The following is an 18709-nucleotide window of genomic DNA, read 5'->3' as shown; positions in this document are numbered from 1 at the left end:
AGCAGGCGTTCAGCGTTTTTTATCGCCGGATTTACTCACTTTCAGGTGTTGTTTTAAGCGCCAGGTGCGATCTGAGCCAGCGCGACAGGCTATCGGCACCCAGGGTCATCAGGCTGCTCACCAGTATCAACAGCAGCGCCACATCAAACGCCAGCCGCTCGAAGGCGGAATCGATATAAAACCCCAGGGTCGGTATACCCAGCACGCCCAGCATGGCGGTTTCCCGCACGATGATCTCCCACCGATACAGCAAATACGCCAGAAACTGGCGGTACAGGCGCGGCAGCAGATGATAAAAAAAGCGGTCGGTGGCGCCTGAGTGCATGGCTGCTTCCGGCAGCTCGCCCGAGTGCTGGCCCAACAGGTGGGCAATGATGGCGCCATTGTGCAGGCTCATGGCAATCATGGCGGGCAACATGGACGGGCCCAGGCAAATCAGGCCAATAAAATTGAGCAGGTATTCCGGCAGCGAGCGCACCACAATCAGGAGCCCATCGCCGGCCCACCTCGCCCAGCCCGGCAACATCTGGGGGCTGTTGAGTGGCATGGCCAACAAGGCCAGCAGGCCAGTGGCGGCCACCACCACTTGTGCCAATACCAGCGTATGCCAGCTGCCGTCCAATGCTTGGGTGAGCAAGGCCTTGAGCCAAGCCATGGCCTGTTCGGCGTTCAGGTCCAGGCGCAAGGGAGCGGGTATCAGATCCTGAGCGAATTGTGCCAACAAGCCCGGCTGCCAGTGCACCGCCGGCGGAAACCACCACAGTGACAGCGACAGTGCCAGCACAAAGCCCCAGCGGTTGAGCCACAGTTTCAGGCTGAAAACCAGTGCGATCAGGGCGTAGAGCAGTGCCGAGGCGCTGGCGTAGTCACCTTCGCGCAGGGCGGTTTCCAGAAAGTAGCCCAGCGTCGGCAGGCCGATAAACCCCAGCACCACCGACGAGCGCAGTGCGCATTCCAACCGGTAGCGGGTGTAGTGGCCAAAGCCCGCCCACACAAGGGGCAGACGGCAATACAAAAAGTAGGATAAACCGGCGCGCGTAGAGAGAGTAAGCGCTTGCACCGGGCGGGGGTCCGACTCCTGCAATTGTTCGCCATAGATCTTTGCCAGCGTGCCGGCATAGGGCAGGAACAGGGCCAGAAGTCCTGCGCCAGTGCTCAGCCCCAGCACCTGAATGAACAGCAATGCCCAGAACACTTCGTGTACGCTGCGCGCCAGTGCCGCGAGCCAGCGCACCCAGCGCCGGTGCCACACCAGCGCCAGAACAAATCCCACCAATGCCGCCAGCGCAATCGCCTGCAGGGCAAACGCCAGGGTCATGCCAATGGCAGACAACCACTGGCCCCAATCGGCAACGGTGGGCATCAACAGTCCGCGCCCCATCGCCGTCAGCTCGCGCCAGGGGTTGGGGCTGGCAAGATCGGTATCGGCCAGCAGCCACGCGACCATGGCGGTCAACGCGAGCCACAGGCTCACAGTGCGGGTTGTCAGAGGCGGTAGCCGGATCACTGGTACAGGGCGGCCTGATCGGCGGGACTGAACGCGTGGATGGGCTTGTCGAACAGCACCCGGCCATCGCGCAGGCCAATCACCCGGTTGCACAGGCGTTGCGCCAGCGCCACATGGTGCAACGCCACAAGGCCACCCCGATGGCGTTCGAGCAGCCAGCCAAGGGCGGCCTCGGCCTGTTGTTCATCCAGGGCAGATACCGGCTCGTCTGCCAGCAACCAGGGTTTCTGTTGCCAGGCCGCGCGCGCCAGGCTCACCCGTTGTTGCTGACCGCCGGAGAGTTCGCCGGCGGGCGCATGCAACAGGGTATCGATGCCCAGCGGCTTACTCAGCGCACTGATTTCTGCCAGCCGGTCGGGCCAGGGGCGGATCAGATTGATGGCGTTGTACAGGGCGTTATGGCGTTGCAGCCCGCCGGTAAACACATTCTGGTAAGTGCTCAGGCCCGGCACCAGTGCCGGCGCCTGCGGGCACCAGGCGCACTGGGATTCCTGTGCCTGGCGCACGGCGGCCAGCAGGGTGGATTTGCCTGCGCCGCTTTTGCCCAGCAGTGCAATACGATCGCCGGGCCGGATGCAGAGATCGATATCCGCCAGCACCGTCTGGTCGCCAAAGCCCAGGCGCGCGGCCTGAAAATGCAGCACCGGTGTTACCAGTCGTTCATCAGGCCAATGGCCTTGGCCGTGTCTTCAATAGGCTGGTAGAAATCATTGCTGGCCGGCACAAAGCGCGTGCGGGCAAAACTTTTCAGCAATGCCGCGTCGTTCATGTTCAACAAGGCGGCGCGCAGTTTCTGGGTGAAGCCCTCGCCGTATACTGCGTCCAGATCGCCGCGTGCACTCCACTGGTAGTCCGGGTAGGTGGGGGTGGTCCAGATCACTTGTACGTCGTCGGTATTCACCTCGCCGTTGGCTACCGCCTGATCCCACACGGAATAATTCAGCGCGCCCACCTGATAGGCGCCGCTCGCCACCAGCGCAAGGGTGCGCGAATGATCACCGGAAAATCCCACGCGGGAAAACACCTGCTCGGGTGCCGCGGCAAATTGCTCGCGCACATAAAACTCCGGCATTAACCGGCCAGAGGTGGAGCCTTTGGAGCCAAAGGTAAACGTCTTGCCTTTGAGGGCGTCGGTCAGTTGCTCAGCGGGTGCGATGCCGGCACTTTTGTGGGCAATGAAATAGGTTTTGAAAAACTGGTCTTCGTAGCCTTGTGCCAGCGCCTGTGAACCGGGCACCAGTGCACGCGCCTGCACACCGGACAAGCCGCCAAACCAGGCCAGTTGCACCTGATTGTTGCGGAAGGCGGTGATGGCAGCCGGGTAACTTTTAACCGGCACATAGTGCACTTTAAGGCCAAGCGCGCCGCTCAGGTAATCGGCCATGGCGCCAAAGCGCTCGCGCAGGGCGGCCTCATTCTGGTCGGGGATGGCTGTGAAGGTAAATTCAGGCTGTGCTTCCGAGGCATTGCCGGTGCTTGCGGCACCAACGCCAAGAGAAACGAGCAGCGCTGCTAAAGCAGTCAATAACCGCACGGTAGATTCTCCAGTAATGGTTCATGATGGGAAGGTTTCCAGTGACGCGGCCCACTCGATGTAGGCCGCTTTATCACCGCGGAAAATTTCACGCCCCTTGCGCAATCCTTTCTGGAAATCGTACATGGGGTCGTAGTATTCGGTGAGCAACAATTCGATGCCCGGACGGAAATCGTCAGCCACGCCGGTGGCAAAAAACCGCGTTAACGCCTGCTCAAATTGGGTGGATAAAAATTGGTATTTTTCACCGCCCAGACGTTTACGGATGCGCGACAAATTGTCCAGTATCTGTTTGCGGAAGGCCTGTTCGGCATCGCCGCGTGAATCCGGAAAGTGCGCCAGATACTGCGGGAAGGCCTCGGTAACGTAATCCGCCAGCGCTATCTCCACCCGCTCGTCCATGGGCGTTTCCAATACCGCCAGCGGCGAATTTTCCATCCGGGTTTTGAAGCAGATGGGCATGGACACCCGGCCAATCAGTTTGCCCTCGTCTTCCACAAACAAGGGCGCGCTGGCAGATTGGTGCATGGCCTTCAGCAAGCCGATGCTGAGCCGGTTTTCAAAATCGATTTGCGTCGGTTGTGGTGCCAGCTGGCGTCCGAAGGCGCTGCCCCGGTGGTTGGCCATGGCCTCCAGATCAAGCGTGCGCGGGAGTTTGGGCAGTAACAGGGTTTTGCCCGAGCCAGTGCGGCCGCTCACCAGCACCAGTGGCGCCGTCTGGCTGTTGGCTTCCAGCGCATCGATCAGAAACCGGCGCAGGGCTTTGTAGCCACCGGTGACCAAAGGGTAGTCGAGTCCCGCTTCGCGCAGCAGCTGCTGCGACAGGCGCGAGCGCAAGCCGCCACGGAAACAATACAGGTAGCCGGTGGGGTGCTGGCTGGCGTGGGCCAGCCAATCCCGTTGGCGCTGGGCCTTGATCTCTGGCGTGGCCAACTGCCAACCGAGCTCGATGGCCGCATCCTGGCCCTGCTCTTTGTAGCGGGTGCCCACGGCGGCGCGTTGCTCATCGTCCAGCAGGGGAATGTTGACGGATTGCGGAAACGCACCTTTGTTGAATTCCACCGGCGCGCGCACATCCATCAAGGGTAAGTCCTCAATGAACAGACGGCGGTAATCGTCGGTATTGGGCCGTTTCATCGCAATAATTGACGCTTTTTAAAGGCCGGCCAGTGTACCTGTGCAATTAGTGCCGGACAACGGTTACAATAGGCGCCCCGCACAGACGGGGCCGGTAGGGCGAGATACCGCGCATCAATCAGGACCCGGGCCTTAAGTAACCTTTAAGAGCCCAGGCCATACCAGGTGCCAGCGTTCAGCACTGTAATCACGCTGAACGCGACCAGACAGAGCACTGATGCACTGCCGCATTGAACAGTGAATGCCGGGCAGTTATAGACAAGTCACTACACCGTCACAGGAGTTACCATGAGCGCATTGCGCAATCAGGTGAAGGCCTTGGGCAGCCTGCTGGGCCAGACCATTGCCGATCACGAGGGCCAGGATTGCCTGGATCTCATCGAAACTATCCGGTTACAGAGCAAGGCCATCGATGCCGGCGACCAGGCCGCGTTGGCGGATCTGACGGGCAAGATCAGTGCCGCAGACGACAAAACCCTGCTCACCATCGCCCGCGCCTTCAGCCAGTTTCTGAACCTGGCCAATATTGCCGAACAGATTTACACCGTCAGTGATGAAGCCAAAACCCTGATCGACCGTCCCGATCCCTTCGCCAGCTTGCGCAGCCAGTTTGAAAACCAACGCTGGAGTGCGGAAGCCTTTACCCGCGCGGCGGAAAAACTGCACATGGATCTGGTGTTGACCGCGCACCCCACCGAGGTGACCCGTCGCACGCTGATTCACAAGTACCGGCAGATTTTCGATCAGTTGCGCCGCGGCGACGATGTGGACATGACCCGCATTCAGGAGCTGATCAGCCAGGATTGGATGACCAACTCCATCCGCCGCATCCGGCCCACCCCCGTGGATGAAGCGTCCTGGGGTCTGGCAGTGATTGAAGATTCCCTGTGGGAAGCTGTGCCGCGCTTTTTGCGTGAGCTCGACGCCCAGTCCGAACAGATTACCGGCAAGCCACTGGCGCCGCAGATTACGCCCCTGCGCATGTCGTCCTGGATGGGCGGCGATCGCGATGGCAACCCCTTCGTTACCGCCAAGCTCACCCGTCAGGTGATCGCCATGAGCCGCGCCAAAGCGGCCGAGCTGTATGCGCGCGATCTGGAGCAGTTGTCGATGGAATTGTCCATGATGGATGCCAGCGATGACCTCTGGGCGCTGTTGCCGGAACAGCACAAGGATTCCGAACAACCCTACCGCGAACTGATCCGCCCGGTGCGAAAATTACTGGCGCACACGCGCGAGCAGATGGACGAACTCTATCGCACCGGCAGCCGCAGTGATAACCAGCCGGTATTGGAAAGTGTGGAGCAATTGCTGACGCCCTTGTACCAGTGTTACGACAGCCTGATGCGTTGCGGCCTGACCCGCATTGCGCGCGGTTATTTGCTCGATACCATCCGCCGCATCCAGTGCTTTGGTGTGGGCCTGATCCGGCTCGACATCCGCCAGCACTCCGAGCGCCACAATGATGTGATGGCAGAAATCACCCGTGCGCTCGGCGTGGGCGATTACCTGAGCTGGAGTGAAACAGAGCGGCAGGCATTTTTGCGTGCCGAACTGGATAACCCGCGGCCACTGCTGCCAATTCACTTTGCGCCCTCGGCCGAGGTGCAGGAAGTGCTCGACACGGTGCAGGTGATTGCCGAAACGCCGGCGGAAATGATGGCCATCTACATCATTTCCATGGCCAGTCAGCCGAGCGATGTGTTGCTGGTGGAATTGCTGCAAAAAGCCTGTGGCGTGAAAAAACCGCTGCCGGTGGCGCCCCTGTTTGAAACCCTGGACGACCTGGATAACGCCGAAGGCGTGATGCGCGACCTGATGGCCATGCCCGGTTACAAGGCGCGCGCAAAGGGTCGCCAGTATGTGATGATTGGTTACTCCGACTCCGCCAAGGATGCCGGTGTGCTGGCCGCGTCCTGGGCCCAGTACCGCGCGCAGGACGCCTTGATCAAATTGCATACCGCCGAAGGCATGGACTTAACACTGTTCCACGGCCGTGGCGGCACCATCGGCCGTGGCGGCGGCCCAGCCCATGCGGCCATCCTGAGCCAACCACCGGGTTCGGTGAACGGCGGCCTGCGGGTGACCGAGCAGGGCGAAACCATTCGCTACAAATTCGGCTTGCCAAAACTCGCGGTGCGCAGCCTGTCGCTGTATGCCAGTGCGATTCTGGAAGCGCTGCTGGCGCCGCCACCCGAGCCCAAGGCCGAGTGGCGTGCGTTGCTCGATTCCATGGCCGACACCGCCTGCAAAACTTATCGCTATTACATCCGCGAAGAGCCGGATTTTGTCCGCTATTTCCGTCAGGCCACGCCGGAGCAGGAACTGGGTCAGCTGCCGCTGGGTAGCCGGCCGGCCAAGCGCAAAGCTGAAGGCGGCATTGAATCCCTGCGCGCGATTCCGTGGATTTTTGCCTGGTCGCAAAACCGCCTGGTGTTGCCGAGCTGGCTGGGTTTTGGCACCGCGCTGAAACAAGCGGTGGACAATGGCAGCGCGGATTTGTTGAAAGACATGCAGGCCAATTGGCCGTTCATGCGCTCGCGTTTGGCGATGATGGAAATGGTGTACTCCAAATCCGACAGCCACATAGCCTCACTCTACGACGCGCGCCTGGTAGACGACTCGCTCAAAGGCCTGGGGCAGGCCCTGCGCAATCAATTGAGTGAAGATACCGCCACCTTGCTGAATTTCCTCGGTCAGCAGGCGCTGCTGGAAAATGATGCCTGGGGTGCGCAATCACTCGACGTGCGGGAAATTTATCTGGTGCCACTGCACCTGTTGCAAATCGAATTGCTCGCGCGCGTGCGCGCCAAGCAGGATGTGGATCAGGTCAGTGATTGCAATCGCGCACTGATGGTGGCCATGGCGGGTATTGCGGCGGGGATGCGCAATACCGGTTAACACAATTAAGCCCGCACTCAGTGCGGGCTTTTTCTTTTGTGGGAGCGCAATCCTTTGCGCGAAAATCCCAGTGTTATCAATCGTGATCCTTTCACCCCAACCAAACGCGTACAATCTCGCGTGTGTCCGACAATTCAATATTCACCCTGTTGGGCACAAAATCCTGCGTCAGCATATCGCCGGTGGTGTAAACGCGGGCGTTTTTTCCGATTAAGGTGGCAATCGCTTCTGTGGATAAATCCTGGGGCTTGGTGAGTGTCATCAGAGTTTTTCGTCCTCTACTGTGCGCAAGGGTAATAAATCCGAGCCGGTGGTAATGATCAGTGATTTATCCACCCGCACACAACTGCCGGCGTATTTTCCGCGCGCGGTGAAGGTACACAACTGCACCCGGTAGCCATCAATCTCGGGCAGTTTCCAGAGTGCCTGATAAATCTGGTCCTGCTCGTCAAAGCGACCATCGGTTTCGTTCAACACCTGGTCATTTTTATCCACCAGACTGATGTTGTAACCGCAGCGCCCGGCAATGGGTTTGGACACATAGCCTTGTTTACTCAGATCTTTGGTCAGCTGGAACTGGGCGTTGAGCAAATAGGGGTGATTGGGGAAAATCTGCCACAAAATCGGCAGGATCGCTTTGTTGCTGGGGATCAATGTCCAGAAGGGTTCAAACACAATCACTTCGGGTGTGAGTAACACATCCACCAGGCGGGGATGACTGTGCTCGTCTTTTGCGTGGCGTAAATTGGGGTGGGCGTCGTCGTCTTCACATTCGGCGCGGATCTGATCCAGCGCGGTTTCCCAGGCCCAGGTTTTCCAGACAAACTCAATCACCTGACCTTCGGCATCGGTGATGCGGCCCTCGCTGTTCCAACGCAGACTGCTGACCCCTTTAATCACTTTGCATTGCAAACCGGCGGCTTCAGCAGCGGCCTTGATGAATTGGGCGTGATAACTTTCTTCCGCGTCGTTGTCCTGCATGATGTGCAGCAGGCCGTGGGCGCCGCTGTTTTTCCAGGCGTGGGTAATCCGCTCGGCCAGCGCTGCGCCCGGGTCGGTGCCTTCCTGCACGCCAAAGGCTTTGGCCCACTGCCCCTGTATGCGACCGGCTTCGGTGTGGCAGCTGGCGGAATCGGCATTGTACTCGTACACCTTCAGGCCTTTGTCCGACATGCAGAAGTCGAACCGGCCGGTAACGGTTTGGCCGCGCCGGTTTTCCCAGGATTTTCTGAGCCGGGGCCAGAGCGCTTTGGGAATATTGAACCGCGCCAGCAGCTTGTCGTCATTCAGTACCGCCTGGGTGGCGTGCATGAACATTAAGTGCAATTCGTTGGTGGCGCGCACCAATTCGGCTTCAGCGGTTTCCGACATGCGGAAGTAGCGATAATGCTCTGCGTCTGAATCCGACTCACATAAGCGATGCCCGCCCATGGCTTTGATAAAGGCCGCATCAATTTTATTGGCTTCATCGAGCCACGGGCGCGTGTGCTGGCCCAGTTGATTGGTTACCCGGCTGTTTAGGCGGAACAGCGAATAATCGCGTTTGGTGGGCGGCTGGGCGTGGGTATCGTCCTGGGTCTGGATCATCCAGCCCAGTATCCGGGTATTACTGAACTGTTCGTGTATCTGGAACCGGCCGTTGGGCTTGCGCTCCAGGCGCAGCTGCCGGTTCCAATGCTGGCCTTCGGGCAGCTTGGCATGCTCCACATTCTGCTCGGCAATGCGCACAAAATCCGGGCCGATATCGGTGATGATGGCCACGTGGCCCGTGACTTCAAATTCGCCGCCCTCGGCCCAGATCAGCAGGCAGCCCACTTCCGGCGCGCGCAGGCTGCCATTGGCAAAGGCGCGCAGGGGCAGGAGCGTATCGTCTGCCAGGCGGGTGACATGGTGCAGTTGAAAAATATCGTAGGCCATGGGCACGTCGTCAAACACATAGCCATAATTCTGGTACAGCCAGCGCCGGGCAAATTCCACGCATTGCCACTTATAGCCCATGGGGTGGCCGTCGAGTGTGCTACGGTAACTCTGACGGTCCGGGTATTCGGCCTTGTTGGCGCTGGGGTAGTGGCTGGAGTAAATCGCCACCTTGCCCGGTGCATAACCAAGCAGGGTGCCAAAGGGTTCGGGCGGGAATTTGAGTTGGTGGGCCATGACTACCTCGTGGCAAATGACCGGGTTGAAAACCGTCTGCGGCAAGGTGACAGCATTGCCGTGACGCAGTACCTTTGATCCGGTGACTCTACCCTGTTGGGGTGCATATTTATAGCAGCGCAATCACTATACTGGACTGACTATGCCAACTTCGACCGACAAAAAGAAACGCGTCCGCAAGGAACAAATCGCCCTGCGCCTGTCGCTGGGCGGGGTGGTGTTTTTTGTGGCGCTGGCGCTGGGCTTTGCCGTATATACCAATTCCGATGCGATCCTGTTTGATGGCATCTATTCGCTGGTGTCTTTTGCCACCGGCCTGCTGACCATCAAAGTGGCCAAGCTGGCGGAGCGGCCAGATGACGAGCAATTCCATTTTGGTTACACCACGCTCGAACCCACGCTCAACCTGTTCAAATCACTGATCACCATCGTGGTGTGTATTTATGCTGCCACCGAAGCCTTGCGGCGTTTGTTGGATGGTGGCAATGAAACCGTTTACGGCTGGGCAGTGGTGTATGGCGTGTTGGCAACCGGTGGCTGCTTTATTGTTGCCTTGTTGCTGCGCCGGTTCGGGCGCGATGCGCGCTCGGACCTGGTGAACGTGGAATCCAAAGCCTGGTTTGTAGACGGCATGTTATCCGGCTCGGTGTTGTTGGGCTTTATTATCGCCTACGCCTTATCGGTATCGGCCTATGCCCATTGGGCGCCGTTAGTGGACCCTTTGTTGTTGATTCTGATCATCGCGCTGGCGCTGCCCATCCCCGGCAAGGTGTTTCTTAACAGCCTGCGCGAAATCATCGTTATGGCACCGCCCGAAACGGTGGTGGATGAAATCGGCGAACGCCTGATACCCACGCTTTCGCACATTCCCCACGAGCTGATTGAATACCGGGTCAACAAGCGGGGGCGCAATACTTACTTGCTGGTGCACGTACTTGTAACAGACGCCTTTGATCAGGTCTCCATATCGGAAATGGATAAAGTGCGCAGACACAGTATGAAAATCATGAAAGCCTGGAACCCGGAAATCGTCATGGACATTTTGTTCGTGCGCGATAAAAGCCTGATCTATTGATGCCTGCCACCCGCGTCTGGCTGCTGACCGCCATTGCCATGCTGGCCTTTGCGGCCAATTCGTTGTTGTGCCGTATGGCGTTAGCGCAGGGGCACATTGATCCCGCCAGTTTTACCGCGCTGCGCCTGATCGCGGGCGCGGTGATGCTGGCGCTATTGGTTTCAGTGTCCGCTAAACCCAGGGCGCCTGTGTTTGTTCAAGGCAGCTGGCGCGGCGCCTTTGCATTGTTTATCTACGCCGCGGGCTTTTCCTTTGCTTACGTGGAACTCAATACCGCCACCGGTGCGCTCATCCTGTTTGCAGCGGTGCAGTTGTGCATGATTGCATTCGGCCTGTGGCAGGGCGAGCGTTTCAGCGCGCTGCAGTGGGCCGGTTTAGTTTGCGCTCTGGCCGGGCTTGCGTATCTGCTTGTGCCAAACGCGACGCGCCCTGACCTGTGGTCGGCGTTGTTGATGGCCGCTGCGGGCGTAGCCTGGGCCGTCTACTCACTATTGGGTAAACAAAGTCGCGGCGCCTTGTTTTTTACTGCCGGCAATTTTGTGAAATCGCTGGTCTTTGCGGCGCCCTTGCTATGGGCTTTTAATGATCTTTTTTACGTCAATGCCAAGGGCGTTGCGTTAGCGATTGCCTCCGGTGCCTTGGCATCGGGTATGGGGTACGCACTCTGGTACGCGCTGCTTCCGCACCTTAAGGCGATGACAGCCGCGTCGGTACAATTGAGCGTGCCCGTGCTTGCCGCGCTCATGGGTGTTGTGGTTTTGTCGGAACCGCTTTCGCTGTCTTTGGTGCTTGCCAGTATCGCTGTGCTGGCCGGAGTGGGGCTGGTGATCTGCCGATCGCCCCGCTGAATGATCCGCGTGGTTTTTCTGTGATAGTCTGGCGGTATCAAAAGAACAGGGAATGCAGACGTGAGAAAGCTGATCGTGATGGCGCTGGCGCTATTCAGCCATCTGGCATGGAGTCAGGCAAATAACGACAAAGTCGAAGCGGATGCGGGCACTGAAAAAGAATCTCCCTGGCTTCTGGCTCCCACCGTTTCCAGTAACCCCAAACTGGGAAATACACTGGGTTTCCTGGCGGGTTATCTGCACAAATTTGATGAGCAATCGCCTTCGTCAATGGTGGCCATTGCGGCCAGTACCAGCGATACCGACTCCACTGTGGCCGGGATGTTTGGGCGCGTGTTCTTTGATCAGGACCGGCAGCGGATATTGGCCGGTCATGCCCGCGGTAAAATTCTGAACGAATACGAAGATTTTCTCGGTACCGGGCTCAATATCAATACCACCGACGACCTGACGCTGACGTTGTTCCGCTATTTGCACCGCGTGCAAGGCAATTGGTTTTTGGGCGGTCAGCTGATACGCACGGAATACACCATTGAAGGGGATGACCCCTTCTCCAAACTGATTTTGCAGCAGCTGGGGCTCACCGGCTTTGAGGGCAATGCCCTGGGTCTGTCGGCCGAGCGCGATACCCGCGACAACCAGAACAGCCCCTACCAGGGCTCCCACACGGAAATTCACACCAATCACTACCGCGATGCCTGGGGTAGCGACGTGGAGTTCGATGTGGTCACTGCCAAGTACGCGCACTTCGCCCGCATCACCGGGCGTCAGGTACTGGCGGCCCGTTTCAACACCCGGATCACGGCAGATGCGCCCATCAGCGGCTACAGCTCATTGGATTTGCGCGGCTATACCCGCGGCGAATACCTGGCGCCACACGTGGCGACGTTTGAAGTGGAAGATCGCATTAAGCTGGGCAATCGTTGGGGCGCGACCCTGTTCGCGGGTGCCAGTTGCCTGTTTGGCGAAAAAGCCCGTTGTGATAACCGTGAAGACTGGTATCCGGCAGTAGGTGCGGGCATTACCTATCAGCTGAAAGTGGAAGAGCGCATGAATGTGCGGGCCGAAATCGCGCTGGGTAAACATGACAACTACGGTTTCTATCTACAGTTTGGCAATGCGTTCTGACACGGAGTGATGCATGGACATTACATTTTTCAGCACCAAAAAATACGACCGCGCAAGTTTTAACGCTGCGATTGCGCAATACCCACACATCAATCTCCGCTATCTGGATTGCAGACTCGACGCCACCACGGCGGCGCTGGCGACGGGTGCCGACGCTGTGTGCGCCTTTGTCAACGACAAACTCGACGCCGAATGTATTGGCCAACTGGCTGCCGTGGGTATCCGGCTGGTGCTATTGCGTTGCGCGGGGTTCAATCAAGTGGATCTGGCCGCAGCCAGCGCGCACAATCTTGTGGTGGCGCGAGTGCCGGCCTATGCACCTGAAGGCGTTGCCGAACACGCGGTCGGTCTTATTCTGGCGCTCAACCGCAAGTTGTGTAAGGCCCATGCCCGGGTGCGGGAAAACAATTTCTCGTTAGAGAATTTGCAGGGCTTTAATCTGCATGGTTGCACCGTGGGTGTGGTGGGCACCGGCAAAATCGGCGCTGCTTTCGCCCGCATCATGCTGGGCTTTGGCTGCAACGTATTGGCTCATGACCCAACCCCAGACAGCGCGCTCACCGCTTTGGGTGTGAACTATGTGCCTCTGGATGCACTGTGCCGCGCCTCCCGCATTGTCAGCCTGCATTGCCCGCTCACACCGGCAACCCGCTACCTGATTGACGACGCAGCCCTCAGTGCCATGCCGGCAGGCGTCATGCTCATCAATACCAGCCGGGGTGGGCTGGTGGATACCCGCGCTGTGATCAAACACCTCAAGACCGGCCACCTGGGCTACTTAGGCCTGGATGTGTATGAAGAGGAAGCCGGCTTGTTTTTTGAAGACGAATCAGACCACATTTTGCAGGACGACGTCTTCGCCCGGCTGCAAACCTTTCCCAATGTATTGATCACCGGCCACCAGGCGTTCCTGACCCAGGAAGCGCTGGCTAATATTGCCGAAACCAGCCTCGCCAATGCCGAAAGTGAACGGCAGGGCATTGATTGCGGTAATCGCGTGAGCGCTTCGTAAGTTTTGGTGTGTGCCCGCCATGACGTGGGGTAAACAAACACCTCGAACCGCGCAAAGGAAGACGTGCTCTCAGGCGGGCGCTACGCACTGCCTGACCGCACTTCAGTATCGATACGATAGACACATCGCTGGCATCTGTTGTGGCACGTAAAACCACATAAAACTTTAACCACACGAATTTTGTGGATTCTCTATCGCCCATTCATCAGCAGAAAATCTGCAGATATATGCCTGCAAAGCGCAAATAATCACGTTTCATATTGACCGGCGGTCCTGACTTGCTGATTATTGGGGGAATTTAAAAAGTATGAATTAGTTGATAAGCGGATATGTGCCGCCGAGACGCACTCAATAGCGCTTATAAGTTATGGATTAAGATTGTTAGTGTATTAAATATAGAGAGGGAGCTTCTATGTTAGTTTTATCGATTATTGCCGCGGTAGCCATTTTCGCTCTTGTGGGCTGGGGGTTGTATCTGTTTGAGAGCAGAGTAGATGAAAAATTTGGGTACAGATTTTTCTCGGCGGGCTCTTTCTTGGCTCTTTTCATATCTTCAGCCCTTTGTTTTTTTGGTTTTTTGTGGTGGCACAGTGAGAGCTTGAAAAATGGTGACATTCTAAATGGCATAATTATAGGTGGTTTGGGTTTGGTTGTAGTGCTGGCAACCGTGTTTGTGAACTTCAAAAAAAGCAAATTTTGTTTATGGCTTGTTCGGAAGTATTGTTCAGCTTTCTTTGTTTGTCGTATTGTTGCCAATAGGGCTGCTCTTTGTAGTAGCAAAAATTATAGGTATGTTCTTTGACGCGTTTACAACACAGAACGTTCGTGTAATTGAGTGAACCTCGAACAATTGACTTTTGTACGCCACACAAAAGTCCTGCGACGGGTAGGTTTTGCTATCGTTCTTCCGCCGCAAAGCCAGGCGTTAACTTATAAATATGAAAAGGAGATCATTATGTTCCCAAAGGAATTCTTTATTGTCCCAGAAGAGCTGTTCAGGCTCGGCAATTCCACAAGTCCAAAATTATCGAATGTTCGACAAAGAGACGTCGATACAACAGAGATAAATGGAATTCGAGTGATTATTGCCAATGGCAAAGGTATAAGTGTTTTTGATAAGGAAGGTATAAATGAATCCCCGATGACCGGTTGGGTTTGGAGATTTCCGCCAAACACTAAGCCTCCTGTTGGACTGAAAATGGTGCAAGATAAACCTCATCACTATTGCATATCTCCCATGCAGAACATGCCAATAGACAAATTTAAAGGGCTTCTAGAAGAAATGGCGCTTAAGGCAACAAGAGTCTTCAAGAAAGAAGGAAAAGTGGTATGAGTGACTTTCAGCTAAATCTCGTGGAGTCGGAACTAAAGATAGTTCTTGAGGCTCTGACGGAAATGGAGACAAGAATGTCAAATATTTGCGAAGCTTCGAATGATGAGGATGAGGTAGCAGATATCGGCAATGACTTGATTCAGGTTAGGCTACTTTTGAAACCTCTTAAGGAAAAAGCGATAAAACAATTTGGTGAAAATATTGTTAATTTTTCACGTGAGCTGCTTTGAAGCTGATGGGCAAGCGGAGTATGCGGTTGCTTAGGGCGATCCCGTTGCCCTCTAAAGGTTCGGGCTGCCGGAGGTCAGAGATCCGGGAACAGTTTACTTAATTACCGCACCAGAGTTTTGTGTATGGGAAATTAAGTAAACTATCCCTGGAATCGCAAAAAAAACGTGCGGCGGGACGGCTACGCATTCGCTTCGCCGCTCAAAAGCCATGCGTTATGCCAGAAGAAAAGTAAAGAGATGTGCAATTTACTCGTAGTTTGCTTAGGAAAACGTTTCACCCTGTGAAGGCAAAGGGATATATTGGATGATTGCTGAGACCGATCTAAAGGAGATAAGGCCTAAGTTGCCAACAGCTGCACCTTCGTCCGCTCATGTGCAATCAGGTATTCCTGTTCCCAAGGCGATCCGTGTCAAGAATTTTAGCCCTGATGATTGGGAAGACTTTATCGAGGAATGGTCGACGAGCCTTGACGGCTCGTATGTCAAAGTGCGTCGTTTCGGTGGCTCAGGCGATTGCGGTGTCGATATCGCCGGATTCTGCACCTATAAGGGTTTTGAAGATACGTGGGACAATTACCAATGCAAGCGTTATGCGCACCCTTTGCGACCAAGCGATATTTGGGTTGAACTGGGTAAGGTCATTTATTACTCGTACATCGGGGAATATACACCACCACGAAAGCACTATTTTGTGGCTTCTCTTGGTGTCGGAACAACATTGGAAAAACTTCTAAATAAGCCGACAGAGCTTCATGAACTATTCAAGGAGCATTGGGAGGGGCACTGCAAAAGCGGAATCACCTCAACCAAGGAAATCGAACTCAGCGGAAAGCTGCTGTCATATGTGGACGCTTTCGATTATACGATCTTCTCGTCGAAGTCACATATTGAGCTGATCGAAGCGCATAGCCATACCGGGTTTCACGCGGTCAGGTTTGGAGGTGGTCTGCCTGCACGCCCAGATCCCAAAGCGCCTCCAGCAGTCCCTGCGATATCGGAGAGCCGGTATATCCGACAGCTCCTTGACGCTTATGGAGAACATTTAGGGGGCTCGCTCCAGGACATCAGCGCTCTCGTTGCAAACAGCATGTTGGAAAAGGATTTCAGAAGGCAACGTGAGCGCTTCTATCATGCTGAAGCATTGAGAAACTTCGCCAGAGACACGGTGCCAGAGGGGACATTCGATGATCTTCAGGAAGAGATTTATAACGGCGTCGTAGATGTTACGGACGCAAACCATCCCGATGGGTATGAAAGGATGAAAGCGACAGTGGTGCAGGCGTCATCTATCGCTTTGACCGCAAATCCACTTGCGTCAGTAACCAAGTCGCAGGACAGGCAGGGTATCTGCCACCAGCTAGCTAATGAAGATCGTCTCAAATGGGTGATGGATGATGACTAGCCACTCACGCCCAACACCATTCAACAGTCCACTGGAGACTGGTATCCGCTCCCTGGAGATTTTGGTCGCTGCCTATCCGGCAGCTCTCGACCTCGAAAGGCTGGTCGAACTAGATTATCTCGTCGTACATTCCGGTGATGCAGATGGACCTGGAAGTCTTCATGCGCCCCTGCCTATGAGGGCAGGAGAATTGCTGGTTCGACGCGGGCTGATTGAAAAAGGCCTTCTATTGATGACAAGCCGGAATCTCATACAGCAAATACCCACAGAAGATGGTTTCGACTACATCGCCGGAGACGCGGCTGCGCCGTTTCTCGCCTCGCTTACATCCACCTATTCTCAGAGACTCAAAGAGCGGGCGCAATGGGCGGTCGAGCGGTTTGCGGGTGTGGCAACATCGGAGGTTCGACAAATGACGCACCGGCTGTTTGAGAATTGGTCAAGCCAGTTCCAAGCCATAGATAGACCACGAGGTAACCAATGAGCAACAGTTATCTCCAACTGCGACGGATCGCCTTTTCCGGCCCCAAGAAAATGGCCGAGATGACATTCTCGAATGGCGTAAATGTGATTTGCGGCGCATCTGACACAGGGAAGTCGTTCCTCGCTGAATCCATTGATTTCATGCTTGGAGGGTCTGTACTAAGGGATATTCCGGAGCGAACCCCGTTCGGTGAAGTCCAATTTGACCTTGATGTGACCTCCGGGGAGAAATGGCGGTTCTATCGTGCGAGTTCTGGCGGAAACTTCAAGGCGGAGAATCTGCGCGATGAGGAAGCCAAAATTGAAGTTCTTAGAAAAGATCATAGTCACTGCAAAACCGACAATATGTCGGGATTCCTTCTCGATAAGATCGGGCTTCTTGGAAAACGCATATTGCGCAGCAAGAAGAATGGTACGACGCAGAGTCTTAGTTTCAGAAATCTAGCAAGACTTGCGCTTGTCCAGGAAGGCGAGATTCAGCAAACTGGCTCACCCTTCTGGGGTGGTCAATACACTTTGAAAACTGCCGAGTTGGCGACGATAAAGCTCCTTCTGACAGGCGTAGATGACTCCGATGTTGTTGCGACGGCGAGGGGTGGAACAGATAGTGCGAAACAAATCGAACTGATCGACGAGCTGCTGGCCGAAATCAGACAGGAGATTGCGGATGTTGGTAAAGAAGAGGTAGATCTTAAAGAACAGATTGGTCGCCTTGACGAGACTATCGAGCGGCGTCGGGAAACTCTGAAGAGCATTCAAGCTAAGCTCGATTCTCTTTTGGCGCAACGGCGGAAGCTGATGGATGTCCGAACGGCGATTCAGGATCGATTGGATGAAATTGCGAATCTTTTGACGAGATTTGATCTGCTTCTGGAGCACTATGCCGTAGATATTGGGCGTCTAACAGCAATACAGGAAAGCGGAGCGATGTTTGCTCATGTGGAATCGGTTTTTTGCCCTCTCTGCGGAGCGCCACCAGAAGCACAACAACATGCTGCAGCCTGCGATGGGAACGTTGAGGCGATCGTTCAGGCGGCTACTGCAGAAATTGAAAAAATAACGCGACTTAAAGACGAACTCCAAGCGACTGTTGCTGATTTAAAGTCCGAGGCAGTCTCTCTAGAAGAAGAGTTATCAAATAAGAATGACGAGTATGAGCATGTTAACGCCCAGATTCAAGAAACCATCGTACCAACGGTGAGTGAAGAAAGGGCATCTTTCTCGGAGCTTATTGAAAAGCGGGCCGAGGTACATTTAGGGCTCGATCTTTACGCTAGAGCGGCAAAGCTCGAAGAGCGCAGGGCAGCTTTAGAGCAGGAAGAAGGCGAAGAACGCTCTTCTGGCGCTATTGTCTCCGGCCTGCCGGACTCTATTGCGCACGACTTTTCTCTTAGGGTTTCCAAATTGCTGAAGGAATGGGATTTTCCAGGTGACTGCCTAGTTCATTTTGACAAGGAAACTACCGATTTCGTCATTGATGGAAAGCCGCGAGGTAGCCGGGGCAAGGGGCTCCGTGCTATTACACACGCAGCGGTAACGATCGCATTGCTGGAGTATTGCCTCGAAAATGATCTGCCGCATCCTGGCTTTGTTGTGCTGGACTCGCCGCTACTCGCTTATTTCAAGCCGGAAGGCGACGAAGATCGGCAACTACAGGGCACCAATTTGAAAGAGAGTTTTTATTCTTATCTTATCGATCACCATAGTGCTGATAGCCAGATCGTAATCGTGGAAAACCAGCATCCGCCCGATTCGGTGCTTGGCGGGCTAAGAATGACTGTGTTTACCGGCAATCCAAATGAAGGTCGGGAAGGTTTTCTGTAGTGTTACATGATTCTGTTTTTGCGGAGCTTCAAGTGTTGAATTCGGGAGGCATAACAGCGAGATCCGGGGATGGTTTACCTAGTTCCCACTCCAGAGTTGTCTGTCTGGGAGATTAAGTAAACTGTCCCCGGAATCTGCCCG

Annotated in this window: 17 protein-coding genes; 11 read left to right on the top strand and 6 right to left on the bottom strand. The window is 55.5% G+C overall.

Features of this window, described 5'->3' with window-relative positions:
* Positions 1 to 31: 31 nt before the first annotated feature.
* From M5M_RS10930 to mnmH, 4 genes are read right to left on the bottom strand one after another with little or no spacing between them, the layout of a single operon-like run.
* A complete protein-coding gene (locus tag M5M_RS10930) occupies positions 32 to 1474 on the bottom strand; it encodes a PhnE/PtxC family ABC transporter permease (RefSeq protein ID WP_244431027.1) in 1443 nt (480 codons plus the stop codon).
* A gap of 29 nt (positions 1475 to 1503) precedes the next feature.
* Entirely contained in the window at positions 1504 to 2151 is a 648-nt protein-coding gene (locus M5M_RS10925; RefSeq protein ID WP_015047552.1) for an ATP-binding cassette domain-containing protein, read from the bottom strand.
* Between the two features lie 5 nt (positions 2152 to 2156).
* Complete coding sequence (locus M5M_RS10920; protein ID WP_015047551.1) at positions 2157 to 3041, bottom strand: putative selenate ABC transporter substrate-binding protein; 885 nt, start codon at positions 3039 to 3041, stop codon at positions 2157 to 2159.
* A 21-nt stretch (positions 3042 to 3062) separates the two neighbouring features.
* Positions 3063 to 4178 carry a tRNA 2-selenouridine(34) synthase MnmH gene (gene mnmH / locus M5M_RS10915; protein ID WP_015047550.1) on the bottom strand — a complete coding sequence of 372 codons (1116 nt, stop codon included), beginning with the start codon at positions 4176 to 4178 and terminating at the stop codon, positions 3063 to 3065.
* 288 nt (positions 4179 to 4466) lie between these two features.
* Here mnmH and ppc point away from each other — a divergent pair, with 288 nt between their 5' ends.
* Positions 4467 to 7079, top strand: a complete 2613-nt coding sequence (gene ppc / locus M5M_RS10910) for a phosphoenolpyruvate carboxylase (RefSeq protein WP_015047549.1) — start codon at positions 4467 to 4469, stop codon at positions 7077 to 7079.
* A gap of 91 nt (positions 7080 to 7170) precedes the next feature.
* Here ppc and M5M_RS20165 read toward each other — a convergent pair whose 3' ends face one another.
* A complete protein-coding gene (locus M5M_RS20165; RefSeq protein ID WP_015047548.1) occupies positions 7171 to 7341 on the bottom strand; it encodes an I78 family peptidase inhibitor in 171 nt (56 codons plus the stop codon).
* Positions 7341 to 9233 (bottom strand): bifunctional glutathionylspermidine amidase/synthase, encoded by a 1893-nt coding sequence (gss, locus tag M5M_RS10905; protein WP_015047547.1) that lies wholly within the window; start codon positions 9231 to 9233, stop codon positions 7341 to 7343. Before gss ends, M5M_RS20165 begins: the two co-directional genes overlap by 1 nt.
* A gap of 142 nt (positions 9234 to 9375) precedes the next feature.
* Between gss and M5M_RS10900 the strand changes: the two genes are divergently transcribed.
* From M5M_RS10900 to M5M_RS10855, 10 genes are all read left to right on the top strand, one after another.
* On the top strand, positions 9376 to 10308 hold the full coding sequence (locus M5M_RS10900) for a cation diffusion facilitator family transporter (RefSeq protein ID WP_015047546.1): 933 nt from the start codon (positions 9376 to 9378) through the stop codon (positions 10306 to 10308).
* A complete protein-coding gene (locus M5M_RS10895) occupies positions 10308 to 11156 on the top strand; it encodes a DMT family transporter (RefSeq protein WP_015047545.1) in 849 nt (282 codons plus the stop codon). The genes M5M_RS10900 and M5M_RS10895 overlap by 1 nt, the downstream gene beginning before the upstream one ends.
* A gap of 60 nt (positions 11157 to 11216) precedes the next feature.
* Positions 11217 to 12284, top strand: a complete 1068-nt coding sequence (locus M5M_RS10890; RefSeq protein ID WP_015047544.1) for a BamA/TamA family outer membrane protein — start codon at positions 11217 to 11219, stop codon at positions 12282 to 12284.
* Positions 12285 to 12297: 13 nt separating this feature from the next.
* Positions 12298 to 13296: a 2-hydroxyacid dehydrogenase gene (locus tag M5M_RS10885; protein WP_015047543.1), complete on the top strand. Its 999-nt coding sequence runs from the start codon at positions 12298 to 12300 to the stop codon at positions 13294 to 13296.
* Positions 13297 to 13708: 412 nt separating this feature from the next.
* Positions 13709 to 14098 (top strand): hypothetical protein, encoded by a 390-nt coding sequence (locus M5M_RS10880; RefSeq protein WP_015047542.1) that lies wholly within the window; start codon positions 13709 to 13711, stop codon positions 14096 to 14098.
* A 33-nt stretch (positions 14099 to 14131) separates the two neighbouring features.
* Entirely contained in the window at positions 14132 to 14629 is a 498-nt protein-coding gene (locus tag M5M_RS10875) for a Tse2 family ADP-ribosyltransferase toxin (RefSeq protein WP_244431026.1), read from the top strand.
* Positions 14626 to 14859, top strand: a complete 234-nt coding sequence (locus M5M_RS10870) for a hypothetical protein (protein WP_015047540.1) — start codon at positions 14626 to 14628, stop codon at positions 14857 to 14859. The genes M5M_RS10875 and M5M_RS10870 overlap by 4 nt, the downstream gene beginning before the upstream one ends.
* A 304-nt stretch (positions 14860 to 15163) precedes the next feature.
* Positions 15164 to 16261, top strand: coding sequence for an ABC-three component system protein (locus M5M_RS10865; RefSeq protein WP_015047539.1), 1098 nt, complete (start codon positions 15164 to 15166; stop codon positions 16259 to 16261).
* Entirely contained in the window at positions 16251 to 16745 is a 495-nt protein-coding gene (locus M5M_RS10860; protein WP_016389356.1) for an ABC-three component system middle component 2, read from the top strand. The genes M5M_RS10865 and M5M_RS10860 overlap by 11 nt, the downstream gene beginning before the upstream one ends.
* Positions 16742 to 18568 (top strand): coiled-coil domain-containing protein, encoded by a 1827-nt coding sequence (locus tag M5M_RS10855; RefSeq protein ID WP_015047537.1) that lies wholly within the window; start codon positions 16742 to 16744, stop codon positions 18566 to 18568. The genes M5M_RS10860 and M5M_RS10855 overlap by 4 nt, the downstream gene beginning before the upstream one ends.
* The last annotated feature ends 141 nt before the right edge of the window (positions 18569 to 18709 follow it).

The sequence above is a fragment of the Simiduia agarivorans SA1 = DSM 21679 genome (genome assembly GCF_000305785.2).
Lineage (GTDB): Bacteria > Pseudomonadota > Gammaproteobacteria > Pseudomonadales > Cellvibrionaceae > Simiduia > Simiduia agarivorans.
This window is presented reverse-complemented; position numbering and strand designations above follow the sequence as displayed.

Bases quoted from the DNA above. Each gene is read 5' to 3' on its own strand.
- M5M_RS10880 (WP_015047542.1), top strand. From the start codon at position 13,709: ATGTTAGTTTTATCGATTATTGCCGCGGTAGCCATTTTCGCTCTTGTG.
- M5M_RS10855 (WP_015047537.1), top strand. From the start codon at position 16,742: ATGAGCAACAGTTATCTCCAACTGCGACGGATCGCCTTTTCCGGCCCC.
- M5M_RS10895 (WP_015047545.1), top strand. From the start codon at position 10,308: ATGCCTGCCACCCGCGTCTGGCTGCTGACCGCCATTGCCATGCTGGCC.
- M5M_RS10870 (WP_015047540.1), top strand. From the start codon at position 14,626: ATGAGTGACTTTCAGCTAAATCTCGTGGAGTCGGAACTAAAGATAGTT.
- ppc (WP_015047549.1), top strand. From the start codon at position 4,467: ATGAGCGCATTGCGCAATCAGGTGAAGGCCTTGGGCAGCCTGCTGGGC.
- mnmH (WP_015047550.1), bottom strand. From the start codon at position 4,178: ATGAAACGGCCCAATACCGACGATTACCGCCGTCTGTTCATTGAGGAC.
- M5M_RS10865 (WP_015047539.1), top strand. From the start codon at position 15,164: ATGATTGCTGAGACCGATCTAAAGGAGATAAGGCCTAAGTTGCCAACA.
- gss (WP_015047547.1), bottom strand. From the start codon at position 9,233: ATGGCCCACCAACTCAAATTCCCGCCCGAACCCTTTGGCACCCTGCTT.
- M5M_RS10885 (WP_015047543.1), top strand. From the start codon at position 12,298: ATGGACATTACATTTTTCAGCACCAAAAAATACGACCGCGCAAGTTTT.
- M5M_RS10900 (WP_015047546.1), top strand. From the start codon at position 9,376: ATGCCAACTTCGACCGACAAAAAGAAACGCGTCCGCAAGGAACAAATC.
- M5M_RS20165 (WP_015047548.1), bottom strand. From the start codon at position 7,341: ATGACACTCACCAAGCCCCAGGATTTATCCACAGAAGCGATTGCCACC.
- M5M_RS10860 (WP_016389356.1), top strand. From the start codon at position 16,251: ATGATGACTAGCCACTCACGCCCAACACCATTCAACAGTCCACTGGAG.